Source organism: Pseudomonas sp. P5_B3 (genome assembly GCF_056400405.1).
This window is the reverse complement of record NZ_JBFULI010000059.1, coordinates 18,137-33,048: the sequence shown is the minus strand read 5'-3', so window position 1 is coordinate 33,048 and position 14,912 is coordinate 18,137. Positions and strand designations below refer to the sequence as shown.

Sequence of the window (14,912 nt, the reverse complement as noted above, 5' to 3'; positions counted from 1 at the left end):
GGTGGGTGGTACAGGCCGACGACAAGAAGAAGGCCCGGCTCAACTGCATTCATCACCTGCTCAGCCAGATGCCTTATGAAGAAGTCGAGCTGCCGGTGATCGAATTGCCCCAACGCGAGCGCCAGAAAGACTATTCACGGGGGCCTGTACCGCAGGAAATCATCGTGCCGGAGATTTACTAAGGCTCAACACAAGACCTGTGGCGAGGGGGCTTGCCCCCGTTTGAGTGCGCAGCACTCACAAGATCTTCGATACATCGGAAATACTGGGGCTGCTTCGCAACCCAACGGGGGCAAGCCCCCTCGCCACAGGTCTTGTGTTGAGCCTTAGTAAATCTCCGGCACGATGATTTCCTGCGGTACAGGCCCCCGTGAATAGTCTTTCTGGCGCTCGCGTTGGGGCAATTCGATCACCGGCAGCTCGACTTCTTCATAAGGCATCTGGCTGAGCAGGTGATGAATGCAGTTGAGCCGGGCCTTCTTCTTGTCGTCGGCCTGTACCACCCACCAGGGCGCTTCGGCGATGTGGGTGCGCTCGAGCATGATTTCCTTGGCCTTGGTATAGGCCTCCCAGCGACGGCGCGACTCCAGGTCCATGGGGCTGAGCTTCCACTGCTTGAGCGGATCGTGAATGCGGCTGAGAAAGCGCAGGTTCTGTTCCTGGTCGGAAATCGAGAACCAGTACTTGATCAACTGGATGCCGGAGCGGGCGAGCATGCGCTCGAATTCCGGCACCGTGCGGAAGAATTCTTCGTACTGGTCGTCATTGCAGAACCCCATGACCTTCTCGACCCCGGCGCGGTTGTACCAGCTGCGGTCGAACAGCACGATTTCCCCGGCGGCGGGCAAGTGCGATACGTAGCGCTGGAAATACCACTGCGTGCGCTCGCGGTCGTTGGGCGCGGGCAGGGCGGCCACCCGGCAGACCCGAGGGTTGAGGCGCTGGGTGATGCGCTTGATCACGCCACCCTTGCCGGCGGCATCGCGGCCTTCGAACAGGATCACCACCTTGTGCCCGGTTTTCACCACCCAACTCTGCAGTTTCACCAGTTCGCCTTGCAGGCGAAACAGTTCGGCGAAGTAGCGACGTCGGGCTTCTTTCTCGCTGCCATCCTCGATGTGTTCATCGAACAGTGCGTCCAGGTTGTGCCCGTCTTCCAATAATTCCAGTTCCAGCTCCTCGTCACTGATATCGAGCAGCTCGCGGTGGATGCGCTGGATCAAGGTGTCCTGATTGGAAAGCATGGTGAGACACTCGCGTCATGGGTGGTACGGCCGATCCTGGTCACAGTTTGTTACGAAGTGGTGATGCCAGGCGGTGTCATCTGGGTGTCATCGAAGCCATGGCAAGATCCTCGCAATCCGTCTTGAGTACCCGACGGCCGCCAGTCCGCCGGCAGATGAATGTGCAAGGAACCCCCTATGAAAGACGCCCCGCTGTTTGCCGCCATCGACCTGGGTTCCAATGCGTTTCGCCTGATGATTGGCCAGTCGGTGAGACGGAACCAGCAGATGGTCATCCAGGAAGTGAAAACCCTGCGTGAACCGGTACGTCTGGCCGAAGGCCTGCAGGGCGGGGCGCTCGATGAGTTGGCGCTGGACCGTGGCTGGCAGGCGCTGGCGCGATTCGGCAAGAAACTGCGCGGTTTCGAGGCCGGGCGCGTGCGGGCGGTGGCCACCAGCGCGGTACGCGAAGCGGACAACGCGCCGCTGTTCCTGGCCAGTGCCGAACGCCACCTGGGCTTTCGCATCGACGTCATTTCCGGTCACGAAGAGGCGCAACTGGTCTACGCCGGCGTGGCCCACACCTTGCCGGCGCAAACCATGCGGCTGGTGGTGGATATCGGCGGTGGCTCCACGGAGATGATCATCGGCCGTGGCGACCAGCTGCTGGTCACCGAGAGCATTGCCATCGGCAGCGGCACCTTCGGTGCGCGTTACTTCCATGGCGGGCGGATCGTGGCCGAAGCGCTGCTGGAGGCCGAGCGCGCGGCCACCGTGCAATTCGAACGCATTGCCCGCCGTTACCGCACCATGGGCTGGCAGCAGGCGATCGGTTCTTCCGGGACGGCGCGGATGCTGGCCAAGGTGCTCAAGGCCAATGGCTTGAATGATGACCACCAGAGCGGCATCACCTACGGTGGCCTGTTGCGCCTGTCGTTGCGCCTGCTGGAAGTCAAACATGTGAAACACCTCAAGTTGGCCGGTTTGCCCACCCATCGCCTGAGCATCTTGCCCGGTGGCCTGGCGGTGATGCTGGCGGCGTTCAAGGTGTTCGGGATCACGCATATGATTGCGTCTGAGCCGGGTCTGCGGTTCGGCGTGCTGCATGGATTGATGAACAAACACTAAAGTCCGCCAGCCGAGGTAAACCCATGACCGACCCCCGTCGCGTGCTGTTTGTCTGCGCCCGAAACGATGTCCGTTCACCCATGGCCGAAGCCCTGTTGCGTCACATTGATCCTGACGACTTCCAGGCCTTCAGCGCCGGGCTCGAGGCCAGCGAGATCGATCCACGCACGTTCGAATCCCTCGATCACATCGGTGTCGATGCCAGCGGCTTGCGCAGCAAGTCCCTCGAGGATTTCGAAGGCCAGGCGTTCGACTACGTCGTCACCCTGTGCGACAAGTCCTCCGAAGAGGCCTCACGCATGCCGTTTACCGGTGAAGTGATGGTCTGGAGCTTCGAAGACCCGACCATCAGCGAAAGACACGACCCGTTCCGCCATACCCTCCAGGAAATCGGCGACCGCATCAAAATGTTCGTCACCGTGAAAACCCGCCCCGTGCCCCAGGCGCCGTCAGTCAGCGATTCCTGAAAACCTTCGGACACCGTCTACCCTCATCGGTCACAACCATCATGATGAGGGTCGAAACGGTGATGAAAACGGAAAAGGTTGAAACAAACGAAGCCTCGACGCTGATCGACGAACGAATCCGGGAACTGGCCGACTGGCGCGGCGAAACCCTGGCCCACGTCCGCAAGATCATCCGCCAGGCCGACCCCGAAGTGATTGAAGAATGGAAGTGGCGGGGCGTGCCGGTGTGGTCCCATGCCGGCATCATTTGCGCCGGCGAGACCTACAAGCAAGTGGTGAAGATGACCTTCGCCAAGGGCGCTTCGCTGGATGATCCGTCGAAATTGTTCAACGCAAGCCTGGAAGGCAATACCCGGCGTGCCATCGATATCCGCGAGGGTGAGCGGATCGATGAAGCGGCGCTGACGGTGTTGATTCAGGCAGCCATTGAGCTCAATACCTCCCGAACCAAAAAGTAACTCAGTACACAGAACCCTGTGGGAGCGAGCCTGCTCGCGATGAGGGAGTGCCAGTCGACATCAAAGGTGCCTGACAGACCGTAATCGCGAGCAGGCTCGCTCCTACATTGGGCGGTGTCCACCTGACCGTTTTGGATATCCTCAGCTGGCATGTTCCAATAGCGAGCACTCGCAGCCTGGAAACGGAACATGAAGAAAATCGCCGCCCTGACCTTCGCCCTGGCGCTCACCGCAGGCCTGCTCAGCACTCCCACCCTTGCTGCGGGCGATGTCCAGGCCGGGGAAAAAGTGTTCAAACGCCTCTGCAGCGGCTGCCACCAGATCGGCGAATCGGCTCGCGCCTTCTTTGGCCCGCAGCTCAATGGCGTGATTGGTCGCCATTCCGCCGTCACCACGGACTACGTGTATTCCGACGCGATGAAGTCCGCCAACCTGGTCTGGGACCGCGAAACCCTGATCGCCTACCTCGAAGCGCCGAAGCAAGTCGTGCCCGGCACCCGCATGATTTTCTGGGGCCTCAGCGACCCGGAAAAAATCGAAGACCTGCTGGCCTACCTGCAAACCTTCCCGGCGCAATGATCGACCTGCTGTCCGAACTCTACCCGTAGCGCAAGGGGGGCAGTTCGACATCGACGCAATCTGCGCCGATGGTGTGACGATTCCAGGCTTTACACAAAACCTGTGGGAGCGAGCCTGCTCGCGATGGCGGTGGGTCAGTGAACAACATATTGACTGACMCWCCGCCATCGCGAGCAGGCTCGCTCCTACAGGGATTTTGGGTGAATCAGGAAGTCAGGCCTTGCTGGCTTTCAGATAAGCACCGAGGCGCCGCCCCATTTCCTCACCCAGCGCCTGCAAGCCACTGAGCGGCCGCACCATCACTTCAAACTCGACAATCCTGCCCTGTTCGTTGAAGCGGATCATGTCGATGCCCTTGAGCTCTTTCTCGCCGACTTTGGCGCTGAATTCGAGAATCACGTTCAAGCCGTCCGCCGTCGCCAGTTCGCGGTGATAGGCAAAGTCCTCGAACACGTTCATGACCGTGTTGAGGATCATCGACACCACTGGCGCCCCGGGATACGGCGTGTGTGCCATTGGCGAACGGAACACCGCCTGCGGATCGAGCAATTCAGGCAAGCCGCTCAAGTCGCGGTTGCCGATCATCGCATGCCACTGCTTCAGGGACGCTGCGACATTGGGGTTCAGGTTCAGCTCGGACATCTTCAACTCCTGTTTTTTATTGTTGTGGTGCGAAAGCGTTGGTCGATCACCCTGGCGGCATCGTCGGCCCATTGCTGGCCATCAAGCCCGGCTCGGGCGTCATCCGCCGCGTGTGCAGGCCCTGCAACAGCAACATCGGACCGAGGCGTATTTTGGCGAGGGTTTCAGTGTGGCTCATTTGAGGTTATCGCCCTGCAATACACAGCTCCCCGGTCGCACGAATCATCGCCTGCTCATGCAGGTAATCCTTGATCAGCGCGGAGCGTTCGGTGGCCAGCCATTGCGGGCAGTTCGGGTCTTTGCGGTAGGGCAGGAAATCGGCGTACTGCTGGAGCAGCAGATTTTGCAGCTTGTCGAGCTTGGGCCGGATGTCGTTAATGAGGTCCGGCCGTGGCGTGTCCGGTGCTTTGTGCGCCGCTTGCCATTGCGCGAGCCGGCCGTATTGCACCAGTTTGCTGGCTTCGATCTGGGCGGCGATCAGGTCGGCGACATCGTCGGGGTCGAGCTTGCGCTGGGTGGCTTGCGCGCGCGCGTTGGCGATGACTTGCGCTTCCCGGGCGTTGTCCTGGACCGGTTTGCCGCTGTCCCACTTGGTCAGCGCCACCTGCTCACTGATGTACAACCGCTCATTCATCGTCGCCAGCAAGGGTTGCAAGGCATCAGGTGCGGGGGGCGGCGTGTCTGCTTGCACACAGCCAGCGAACAAGCCGAGCAGGGTGCAGGCCAGCCAGTACGGCAGGCGAGAGGAGCGGGGCATGGGCAGAACCTCCTTGGACGCTGAAATCACTCCGGCTTGTGTATCACAAGTGCAGCCAGGGAACGACAGGTTGCGAAGGATTCAGGCCAGCAGCCGCTCAATCTGCGCCAGCTCCCAGGTGCTGAGCAAACTCACCGGGTCGGTACCGAAGCGCTGCCCGCTGTCGAACGCATACTCGCGGCCATCGGGGCTTTGGCCGTGCAGGCAGTGGCGCAAGTGACCGGCGTCGACTTCGAGGGTCAGGCGCCAGCCGTCGATGTCGACTTCCACAGGGCGCGACGCGTATTGATCATCAAGACGCTGGACTGTGCGAATGCCCTGGGCGGCATCACGCAATTGCTGATAAACCTCGCGGGCGGTGAGGGCGGGCACAGGTGTCTCCGGGGTGAAGTCGCAGGCACAGGATAAATCATTGCCATACAAAAAAGCCCGGCAGATGCGGCTAATTCCAGTCAGTCAATCGTTGGAACACCACAAACCTTGTGGGAGCGAGCTTGCTCGCGATGACGGTTGGACAGTCACACAAGGGGTGCCTGACAGTCCGCCATCGCGAGCAAGCTCGCTCCCACAGGTTACTCATTGCTCGCGCTATTTGCGGTCCAACGCCGCTTCCGCCGCAGCAATTTCAGCCTGGCGCTTGACGATCATGTCGCCCACCGGCGGCCCCTGGAACCGCCGCGCTTCAAAACCGAACCAGACGATGGCGGTCAGCACCAGGAAGCCGATGGTGATGTACAGCGCCCAATCGTTCGGTGGCTGGATGCCGATGACGAAAATGATGATCATCGACAGGATCGAGAGAATGGCGAACACCGAGTACCAGAAACGGCCCATGTTCCACGGCCCCATGGTCGGCCACTTCGCAGTCCCAAAGGTAAACAGGCCGAGCACGATGGGAATGGCGAAGGAGAAGAACAGGAAGATCACCGTGCAGGACACCACGATCGTATAGACCGGTGTTGCCCCGACGGAGATCACCGACGATCCCCAGTCGAACAACACCGCGAGGGTGGCACCGGTCCAGATCGCCGCGACCGGGCTGCGATGGGTCGATGAGACCGAGGCCAGGGCTTTGGAGCAGGGCAGGCCGCCGTCCCGGGAGAAGGCGAAGATCATGCGCGAAACCGAGGTGACAGTGGCCAGCCCGCAGAGCACCTGCGAGATGAAAATCGCCACGTAAAGCGCAAGCTTCAATGTCGGGTTGACCTGGGTGTTCATCGCCCAGAAAAACACGTTCCAGCCTTGCTTGGCCGCCTCGTCCATGCTCGGCAGCATCAGCACGAACGCGCTGAGCATCAGCCAGCCGAACAGCAACGACCAGACCACCGACATGACCATGCCGCGCGGCACCGACATGGCCGCGTTGCGGGTTTCCTCGGAGGTATGCGCAGAGGCGTCGTAGCCGGTGATGGTGTAGATCGGCAACAGCAGGCCGAGCATGAAAATCCAGCCGTTGGAGACCTGCGGCCAGACGCTGCCGCCCACCTCGCCGGAATAGTTGTTGAAGGTCCACAACCGCGCGAATTCGTAGCTGGGCGCCGACATCAGGCAGACGATGGTCAGGGCCAGCGCCGTGGCGAAGATCAGGTAGCCGGAGAAGTCGGTGAGCTTTGCCGTCAGGCCGATGCCCAAGTGGTTGCACAAGGCCTGCAGGCCGGTGAGGATCGCCAGGAAAATCACCCGGACCGTGGTCGTGTCCTCCATGCCCAGAGCCGGTCCGAAGGCGCCGAAAAAGAAGTAATAGGTACCGACGTTGATTGCGCCCAGAACCGTGACCAGCCCCAGCAGGTTGAACCACGCGGTCAGCCAGCCAGTGAAGCGGTTACCGAGAATCGAGCCCCAGTGGTACAGCCCGCCAGCGGTGGGGTAGGCCGAGGAAATCTGCGCCATGGCCATGGCGAATACCCCGGAGATCAGGCAGCCGATCGGCCAGCCGATGCCGATGGAGATGCCCCCCGCGCCCGAGGTGCCCTGGGCCAGCGAGTTGATGCCACCCGAGAGGATGCAGATGATCGAAAAGGAAATCGCAAAGTTGGAGAAAACCCCCATTCGTCGTGAGAGTTGCTGGGCATAGCCCATGCTGTGCAGCACCTTGACGTCATTGTCTTGCGCTTCGGTGCCCGGCTGGCTTGCTGGGTTCATGATGTGTGCCCCTTCAGGTTTTGGACAGGCCGAACTGAGCCGCCGTAGGCTCGACCTTGGTTTTCTGTAGGAGCGAGCCTGCTCCGGGCGGCGTTCCGACGATGGACTTGAGGATGACGCGGGGTGTCAGGCTCCCCGCGTCATCGTTGACGTTCATCGCGAGCAGGCTCGCTCCTACAGACGGCCGTGAAATGCCGCGTCGAAAATCCTTGCCACACCGTCCCGGGTCAATGGCAACGGGTTGCCGCCAGCGGAGGGGTCGACTATCGCCATGTCCGCGATCAGGTCGGCTTGCCGGTCATCCACGCCCAGTTCAACCAGGGTATGGGGCACGCCGATGTCCTTGCGTAGCTTGAGGACGAAGGCCATGAAACTGTCGAAGCCGGGTGAGGGCAGGCGCAGGTACGCCGCCAGGCGGGTGATGCGCTCCTCGATGGCCGTACGATTGAACTGCAGGACATAGGGCATGAAGGTGGCATTGGTCATGCCGTGATGGGTGTCGTACAGCGCGCCCACCGGATGCGAGAGCGCGTGCATCCCGCCCAGGCCTTTCTGGAATGCAGTGGCGCCCATCGCCGCCGCCGCGAGCATTTGCGCGCGCGCCTCGAGGTCCGACGGCATGTGTACCGCCTTCACCAGAGAGTTGGCCACCAGGCGCATGCCTTCCACGGCAATGCCATCGGCCAACGGGTGAAAACCGGGGGCGCAGTACGCTTCCAGGCAATGGGATAACGCGTCCATGCCGGTGCCGGCGGTTATTTTCGCCGGCATGCCGACCGTGAGGGCCGGGTCGCTGATCACCACGCGCGGCATCATTTTCGGGTGGAAGATGATGCGTTTGGTGTGGGTACGCTCGTCGATGATCACCGCCGCACGACCGACTTCGGAACCGGTTCCCGCCGTGGTCGGCACGGCAATGACCGGGGCGATGCGGCTGTCGTCGGCGCGGGTCCAGTAGTCGCCGATGTCTTCGAAATCCCAGACCGGGCGGGTCTGGCCGCTCATGAAGGCAATGAGCTTGCCCATGTCCAGGCCACTGCCGCCGCCGAACGCGATCACGCCATCGTGCTGGCCGGCACGCCAGGCGTCGAGCCCTCCGGCCAGGTTGGCTTCCACCGGATTGGGCTTGAGATCACAGAACAGCGCCACGCCAAGACCGGCGGCGCGCAACGCGTCCAGCGCCGCCGTGGTGATCGGCGCGCGCGCCAGGCCACTGTCGGTCACCAGCAAGGGGCGCTGGATGCCCTGGCTGCGACAGACGTCGGCCAGTTCGGCGATGCGCCCGACACCGAAACGAACGCTCGTGGGGTAGTTCCAGTTTCCTGTCAGGTTCATGGTCTACACCTCGTGACGCAGATGAAAGGATTTGGCCCGGGTCAGGTGCTCGTAGCCCAGTGGCGACAGGGTGACGCCGCGCCCGCTGTTCTTCACGCCGGTCCAGGCCAGAGCCGGGTCCAGGTAATCGCAGCGGTTCATGAAAACCGTGCCGGTGGCGATCTCATTGCCCAGGCGTTCGGCCGCGGCGAGGTCCCGGGTCCAGATGGAAGCGCTGAGCCCGAACTCACTGTCGTTCATCAAGGCGATGGCTTCTTCATCGCTGGCCACCGGCATGATGCCGACCACCGGGCCAAAGCTTTCGTCGCGCATGACCGACATTTGATGAGTGACATCGACCAGGACTTGCGGTGCGAGGTAGGCGCTGCCCGGTACGTCGGCGGGAAATGCCTGCGGATCGATCAGCGCTTTGGCGCCCTGGGCCAGCGCATCGGCAATCTGCCCGCGAACAAAGTCAGCGGCGGCCGGCGAAACCAGCGGGCCGAGGGTGGTGGTGGGGTCCAGCGGATTGCCCAGCACGTATTGGCGGGTCAGGGCGGCGAAGCGTTCGACAAACGCCGGATAGATTTTCTGATCGACGTAGATGCGCTCCACGGCGCAGCAGCTTTGTCCGGAATTGAAGAAGCTGCCATCGACCAGATTCTCCACCGCGTGCTCAAGATTGGCATCTGCCCGAACGTAGGCCGGGTCTTTACCACCGAGCTCCAGGCCCATGCCGAGAAAGCTGGCGAAGGTAGCGTGTTGTACTTCCTTGCCAGCCTCTACCGAGCCGGTGAAGTTCACCTGCTGTACCTCTCCGGAAACGATGACGGCAGCGGTGTAGAGATGACTGAGCACCAGGTTCTGGAACAGCCCTTCAGGCAGATTCGCGCGGCGAAAGGCCTCGGCAAAACGCTCGCCCACCAGCAGGGTTTGCGACGCGTGCTTGAGGATTACGCTGTTGCCTGCCATCAGCGCCGGGATGATCGTGTTCACCGCGGTCAGGTACGGGTAATTCCACGGAGCGATCACCAACACCGTGCCCAGCGGTTCGCGTTTGATATAGCGGCGAAAGCCCGCTGCGGGCGCGGGCTCGACAGCGGCCAGCGCTTGCGGCGCAATGGCGATCATATGCCGGGCGCGCTCCTCGAAACCGCGCAGCTCGCCGGCGCCAAAACACACCGGTCGACCCATTTGCCAAGCCAGTTCCGGGACGATTTCAGTGGTCATGGCGAGCATCGCGTCCACCGCAGCGCTGCACAACGCCGCGCGTTCGCTCAGTGGTCGGCGTTGCCATTGCGCCTGGGCGGCGGCTGCCGCTTTCAGCGCTTGATCGAGCTGGACCATATTGGTGCAGTGACGCTCGGCGTAGACCCGGCCATCGACCGGGGAAATGATCTTGATCTTATCTTTCATGGTGATCTCAATAGCGCTCGAAACCGCGCTGCAATTCCCAGTCGGTGATTCGCCGGTCGTACTCCTTCTGCTCCCACTCGGCGGTGTGCACGTAATGGTCGACCACCTCATCACCGAACGCCTGTCGCAACATGCCGGAGGCCTTGAGGGCGGCGCTCGCCTCGCGCAGGGTCTTGGACACTTCCGGCAAATGCTCATCCAGGTAGGCGTCACCTTCGAACGGCGGCGCGAGATCGAGCTTCTCGTCGATGCCGGCGAGGCCCGCCGCGATCAACGCGGCGAAGGCCAAGTAGGGATTGAGATCGGCACCGCCGATGCGGCATTCGATGCGGATGGCCTTGCTGCCTTCGGCACACAGGCGAAAACCGGCGGTGCGATTGTCGCGGCTCCACACTGCCCGCGTCGGCGCAAAGGTGCCGGCCTGGAAGCGCTTGTAGGAGTTGATGTAGGGCGCGAGAAAACAGGTGATGTCGTTGGCGTACTTGAGCTGCCCGGCGACCCAGGCCCGCATCAGTTTCGACATGCCGAACTCGGCTTTCGCGTCGAAGAACAGCGGCTTTTTGGCGTTCTTGTCCCACAACGAATTATGGATGTGACTGCTGGAACCGGCGGCGTCGTAGCGCCACTTGGCCATGAAGGTGATCGCCTTGCCCTGCAACTGCGCGATCTCTTTGCAGGCGTGCTTGATGATGACGTGGTGGTCGGCCATGGTCATGGCATCGGCGTAGCGGATGTTGATCTCTTCCTGCCCCGGACCCCATTCACCCTTGGAGTTTTCCACGGGAATGCCCGAGGCCTGCAGATGCTTGCGAATCGCCCGCAGCACCGGCTCTTCGCGGGTGGTCTGGAGGATGTTGTAGTCCTCGATGTAATGGCCGGCGGTTTTCGGTTTGTGATAGTTGCGCTGGTGGATCGCCTCGTAGCTCTCATCGAACAGATAGAACTCGAGTTCCGAGGCAAACATGCCGGTATAGCCGCGCTCGCGCAGGCGCTCGACCTGCTTTTTCAGAATCGCCCGCGGACTGTGGGGCAAGTCCTGGCGATGGTGATGATCGAGCACGTCGCACAGCACCAGCGCCGTGCATTCAAGCCAGGGCACGCGCCGCAGGGTGGACATGTCGGGCTTGAGCACGAAATCGCCGTAACCCTTGCTCCAACTGGCCGCGGCATAACCCGGCACCGGCTCCATGTCGATGTCATCGGCCAGCAGGTAGTTGCAGCAGTGGGTTTCTTCGTGGCCGCTGTCGATGAAAAACTCGACCTGGAAGCGCTTGCCGACCAGGCGTCCCTGCATGTCGACCATGCAGACCAGCACGGTATCGATTTCGCCGGCAGCCGCGGCGCGCTTGAGTGCATCAAAGCTGAGGAGGGGCTCGGTCATCACGGCAATCCTGCGTGAAAGGTTTGGGCCAGTCTGGGATAGCTGTTGCAGACGCTCTCCAGAAAAACCCAAAACCTGCAGAACCGAGCATCGTGAGCAACGAGTTGCTCATAGCTTAGCCTACCCTGTAGGAGCGAGCTTGCTCGCGATGGACTTGAAGACACCGCGTTTAATCAGAAAACCCGCGTCATCGTTGACGACCATCGCGAGCAAGCTCGCTCCTACAGGGTAAGGCTGGTCGTCTTCACTCGGGCAACCCCGCCAGCCGCAGTCCATCGATGAAACGGGCGAAATCCTCGGGCCGTTGAATGGGCAGCCAGTCCTTGAGGGTGCCCAGGCGCAAAGACGAATCCAGCTTTTGCAGACGCTGCATCGCCGACTTCGCTTTTTCCATTTGACCGCCGAGCGCATGACTGGCCGCCACCAGCGCTGCCGCGACCAGCAGGCTGGGCAGGTTGCCCAGGGCCTTTTCCGCCCAGTCCGCAGCGGTATCGAAGTGCCCGGCGAAGAAATGCGCGAGCGCCATCCCGACCTGCATCCTGAACATTTCCGGATCCAGCGGACTCAAGCGAACGGCATGCTGCAAATGCTCGATGGCAGCGTCCGTTTCACCGTGCAGCGCCCGCAGGATACCGCCCAGGAACCAGGCGGGGGCGAGGTTGGGATTGAGCAGGCGCGCCCGGTCGAGCAGCGCAATGCCGCCGTCGACTTCGCCAGCGAGATGAGCAAGGGCATGTCCGCCGCGCGTCAGTGCAACCGCATCATCGCGGCCAAGGGCTACCGCCAGACGCGCCAGCCGTATGCCCTCGGCGATTTCTGCAGGCCGGTCGGTCATCCAGCCATTGAGCTTGCGCCAGAAATGGCACCAGGCGGCCATGCCATAGGCCGAGGCAAATTCCGCATCGAGTTCGATGGCCTGGTAGAACATCGGTAGCGCCTGCTCGATGGCTTCCCGGCTGCCGCTGTGCAGTTTTGCCATGCCGCGCAGGTAGTAGTCATAGGCGTCCAGGCTTTCCGTCGGCTTGCGCTTGGCGCGTTCGATTTCCGCCCGCTCCAGTTGCGGCGCGATCGCGCCGACGACGCTCTCGGTGATTTGGTCCTGCAGCTCGAAGATATCGTCAAGCAGGCCTTCGAAGCGTTCCGCCCAGATGTGCGCTCCGCTCGTCGCGTCGATCAGTTGCCCGGTAATGCGCACCTTGTTCCCGCACTTGCGCACGCTGCCTTCGAGCACGTAGCGAACGCCCAGCTCCTGGCCAACGCCCTGGGCGTCCACCGCCTGGCCCTTGTAGGTGAAGCTCGAATTGCGCGCGATGACGAACAGCCAGCGTATACGCGACAGGGCGGCGATGATGTCCTCCACGACGCCGTCGGCGAAGTATTCCTGCTCCGGATCGCCGCTCAGGTTCTGAAAGGGCAGGACGGTGATCGAGGGTTTGTCCGGGAGAGCAAGGGTAGAGGAGGGGATTTGTTTCGCAGCAGCAGCAGCCGAGCGTTCATCGATGTCAGGCTGTCGCGCCTCCCCGGTCATGTCGCCATTGATCCGGCCAACGAAGCGGTAGCCCTTGCGGGCGACGGTGCGCACCAGGCGCTGCTCCTCACCGGTATCGCCGATGGCCTTGCGCACCGCATTGATGTGGCTGGTGATCGTCGATTCGGAAACGATCCGGCCGCTCCACACCGCCTTGAGCAATTCGTCCTTGCTGAGGACCCGATCGGGATTGTTGACGAACAGCAGCAACAGGTCGAAGACCTGCGGTCCGACGGCCACGACCTGCCCGCGCAAGGTCAGCTCCCGACGCTCCTGATCGAGTACGTAATCTTCAAACGCGAATGACAAGATGAGCATCCCCTGGCGAAGCGCCCTCAACTCCGTGTCCCAGGCTGCTGGCGGTTGGTAACTGGGGGAGGATGATACGGCAGCTCGACACCCGCTGCACCGTCCGCGCCAGGGAATGCTGGACGAACAGCCTCTTTTTTGGACATAAATCCAAGCGTTCGCCAAGGCAAACCCAAGCCAGACGCAAGGACTTGCCTCACCCGTGCAGGCAATCTTTCTCTACACCGACGCAATCCTTGCAGTCGACAAGTGGAGAAAAGCCATGAAGATCGTCGTCATCGGAGGCTCCGGCCTCATCGGATCGAAACTTGTGAACACCCTTCGCGAGCGCGGCCATGACGCACTCGCCGCCAGCCCCAGCACGGGCGTGAACAGCATCACCCGCGAAGGCCTGGCCGAAGCGATGGATGGTGCTGATGTGGTGGTCGACGTGGCGAACGCGCCATCGTGGGAGGACCAGGCCGTTCTCGATTTTTTCGAAACGTCGAGCCGTAACCTGCTGGCCGCCGAAGCCGCTGCCGGGGTTCGTCATCACGTCGCCCTGTCGATTGTCGGCAGCGAACGGCTTCCCGATACCGGCTATTTCCGGGCCAAAGTCGCGCAGGAGGCCCTTATCAAGGCGTCCGGCATGCCTTACACCATTGTGCGTGCCACGCAGTTCTCCGAGTTTGCCGGCGGCATCGTCCAGTCGTTCGCCGTCGGCGATGAGATTCATGCTTCGCCGGCGCTGATCCAGCCGATTGCGTCCGACGACGTAGTGGCGGCGTTGGCCGATGTCGTACTGGCAGCACCGGTCAATGGCACCGTTGAAGTCGGCGGCCCGGAAACCATGCCGATTGATGAGCTGGCCAGACGCTTTCTGCGAGCGACCCAGGACAACCGCAAGGTCGTACCGGACGTGCATGCGCGTTACTTCGGCGCGGTGCTCAACGATCAATCGCTGGTCACCGGCAAGAACGCACGCCTGGGGGCGATCCGCTTCGACGACTGGCTGGCCCGGTCGACAGGGCAGTAACGGATCGCACCCTCACATTTCCCTACGAATCCAGGAGAAATCCCATGGTTACCCGTTTGCTAATGGCCGCTGTCTTCGCCGCGCTCTCGATCAGCGCAGCGTCGGCCGCCGAGGCGCCCCCCGGCAAGGTCACGGTGGTGTTCGACCGTCCCATTCCCAACATCCCCGGCAAGAGCATGAGAGGCGTGGTCGTCGAGTATGGGCCGGGTGCTGCGTCGCCGGCCCACACTCATCCGAAAACGGCCTTCATCTATGCAACGGTGCTCGAGGGCTCGTTTCGCATCCAGGTCAAAGGCCAGCCGGAAAAGGTCTACAACGTCGGCGAAAACTTCGTAGAGGAGCCGGGTTCCGTGCACCTGGTCAGCGCCAACGCCAGCGACACCCAACCGGCGCGCCTGTTGGCGGTGTTCGTCCTCGACACCGACGAAAAGGTGCTCGTGACACCCATCAAAAAGTGAGCCGGTCAACGCGCTCATGAAGGCTCGACAGCCGGGCGGCAGGCCATGCCGCCCAGTGGCTGCCTGGTGCTTGGCACTGAACAGGAAATGAAAAA

17 protein-coding genes and 1 pseudogene are annotated in these 14,912 nt (G+C 61.9%); 7 read left to right on the top strand and 11 right to left on the bottom strand.

Features of this window, described 5'->3' with window-relative positions; all coding sequences use genetic code 11:
• Window positions 1–182, top strand: a pseudogene (locus tag AC1DRN_RS25635) (polyphosphate kinase 2); the annotation flags it as partial.
• 144 nt (window positions 183–326) lie between these two features.
• On the opposite strand, the gene ppk2 reads toward AC1DRN_RS25635, so the two are convergent.
• Complete coding sequence (gene ppk2, locus AC1DRN_RS25630; RefSeq protein ID WP_223463641.1) at window positions 327–1,244, bottom strand: polyphosphate kinase 2; 918 nt, start codon at window positions 1,242–1,244, stop codon at window positions 327–329.
• A 177-nt stretch (window positions 1,245–1,421) separates the two neighbouring features.
• Between ppk2 and AC1DRN_RS25625 the strand changes: the two genes are divergently transcribed.
• The 4 genes from AC1DRN_RS25625 to AC1DRN_RS25610 all read left to right on the top strand — a co-directional run bounded on the left by AC1DRN_RS25625 (window position 1,422) and on the right by AC1DRN_RS25610 (window position 3,855).
• The gene (locus AC1DRN_RS25625; RefSeq protein WP_223463642.1) at window positions 1,422–2,351 is read left to right on the top strand and encodes a Ppx/GppA family phosphatase; all 930 of its coding nucleotides are present in this window, start codon (window positions 1,422–1,424) and stop codon (window positions 2,349–2,351) included.
• A 23-nt stretch (window positions 2,352–2,374) separates the two neighbouring features.
• Complete coding sequence (locus AC1DRN_RS25620) at window positions 2,375–2,818, top strand: arsenate reductase ArsC (RefSeq protein WP_223463643.1); 444 nt, start codon at window positions 2,375–2,377, stop codon at window positions 2,816–2,818.
• 62 nt (window positions 2,819–2,880) lie between these two features.
• Window positions 2,881–3,276 carry a DUF1801 domain-containing protein gene (locus AC1DRN_RS25615; protein WP_223463644.1) on the top strand — a complete coding sequence of 132 codons (396 nt, stop codon included), beginning with the start codon at window positions 2,881–2,883 and terminating at the stop codon, window positions 3,274–3,276.
• 189 nt (window positions 3,277–3,465) lie between these two features.
• Window positions 3,466–3,855, top strand: a complete 390-nt coding sequence (locus AC1DRN_RS25610) for a c-type cytochrome (RefSeq protein WP_223463645.1) — start codon at window positions 3,466–3,468, stop codon at window positions 3,853–3,855.
• 213 nt (window positions 3,856–4,068) lie between these two features.
• Here the strand turns inward: AC1DRN_RS25610 and AC1DRN_RS25605 are convergent, their stop codons facing one another.
• The 10 genes from AC1DRN_RS25605 to AC1DRN_RS25560 all read right to left on the bottom strand — a co-directional run bounded on the left by AC1DRN_RS25605 (window position 4,069) and on the right by AC1DRN_RS25560 (window position 13,344).
• Window positions 4,069–4,497 carry a nuclear transport factor 2 family protein gene (locus AC1DRN_RS25605; protein ID WP_223463646.1) on the bottom strand — a complete coding sequence of 143 codons (429 nt, stop codon included), beginning with the start codon at window positions 4,495–4,497 and terminating at the stop codon, window positions 4,069–4,071.
• 46 nt (window positions 4,498–4,543) lie between these two features.
• Complete coding sequence (locus AC1DRN_RS25600; protein ID WP_263289944.1) at window positions 4,544–4,675, bottom strand: hypothetical protein; 132 nt, start codon at window positions 4,673–4,675, stop codon at window positions 4,544–4,546.
• 6 nt (window positions 4,676–4,681) lie between these two features.
• Complete coding sequence (locus AC1DRN_RS25595) at window positions 4,682–5,254, bottom strand: chorismate mutase (protein WP_223463647.1); 573 nt, start codon at window positions 5,252–5,254, stop codon at window positions 4,682–4,684.
• A gap of 81 nt (window positions 5,255–5,335) precedes the next feature.
• Entirely contained in the window at window positions 5,336–5,626 is a 291-nt protein-coding gene (locus AC1DRN_RS25590) for a DUF7693 family protein (RefSeq protein ID WP_223463648.1), read from the bottom strand.
• Between the two features lie 216 nt (window positions 5,627–5,842).
• Complete coding sequence (locus AC1DRN_RS25585; protein WP_223463649.1) at window positions 5,843–7,396, bottom strand: amino acid permease; 1,554 nt, start codon at window positions 7,394–7,396, stop codon at window positions 5,843–5,845.
• Between the two features lie 13 nt (window positions 7,397–7,409).
• Complete coding sequence (locus AC1DRN_RS25580; protein WP_223463650.1) at window positions 7,410–7,553, bottom strand: hypothetical protein; 144 nt, start codon at window positions 7,551–7,553, stop codon at window positions 7,410–7,412.
• 17 nt (window positions 7,554–7,570) lie between these two features.
• Window positions 7,571–8,731 carry an iron-containing alcohol dehydrogenase gene (locus AC1DRN_RS25575; RefSeq protein WP_223463651.1) on the bottom strand — a complete coding sequence of 387 codons (1,161 nt, stop codon included), beginning with the start codon at window positions 8,729–8,731 and terminating at the stop codon, window positions 7,571–7,573.
• A 3-nt stretch (window positions 8,732–8,734) separates the two neighbouring features.
• On the bottom strand, window positions 8,735–10,126 hold the full coding sequence (locus tag AC1DRN_RS25570) for an aldehyde dehydrogenase family protein (RefSeq protein ID WP_223463652.1): 1,392 nt from the start codon (window positions 10,124–10,126) through the stop codon (window positions 8,735–8,737).
• A gap of 7 nt (window positions 10,127–10,133) precedes the next feature.
• Window positions 10,134–11,507: a glutamine synthetase family protein gene (locus tag AC1DRN_RS25565; RefSeq protein ID WP_223463653.1), complete on the bottom strand. Its 1,374-nt coding sequence runs from the start codon at window positions 11,505–11,507 to the stop codon at window positions 10,134–10,136.
• A gap of 244 nt (window positions 11,508–11,751) precedes the next feature.
• Window positions 11,752–13,344 carry a winged helix-turn-helix domain-containing tetratricopeptide repeat protein gene (locus AC1DRN_RS25560; protein WP_223463654.1) on the bottom strand — a complete coding sequence of 531 codons (1,593 nt, stop codon included), beginning with the start codon at window positions 13,342–13,344 and terminating at the stop codon, window positions 11,752–11,754.
• Window positions 13,345–13,606: 262 nt separating this feature from the next.
• Here AC1DRN_RS25560 and AC1DRN_RS25555 point away from each other — a divergent pair, with 262 nt between their 5' ends.
• Together AC1DRN_RS25555 and AC1DRN_RS25550 are read left to right on the top strand one after the other, a co-directional pair.
• Window positions 13,607–14,359: an SDR family oxidoreductase gene (locus tag AC1DRN_RS25555; protein WP_223463655.1), complete on the top strand. Its 753-nt coding sequence runs from the start codon at window positions 13,607–13,609 to the stop codon at window positions 14,357–14,359.
• Window positions 14,360–14,403: 44 nt separating this feature from the next.
• Window positions 14,404–14,817, top strand: coding sequence for a cupin domain-containing protein (locus AC1DRN_RS25550; protein ID WP_223463656.1), 414 nt, complete (start codon window positions 14,404–14,406; stop codon window positions 14,815–14,817).
• Window positions 14,818–14,912 lie beyond the last annotated feature (95 nt).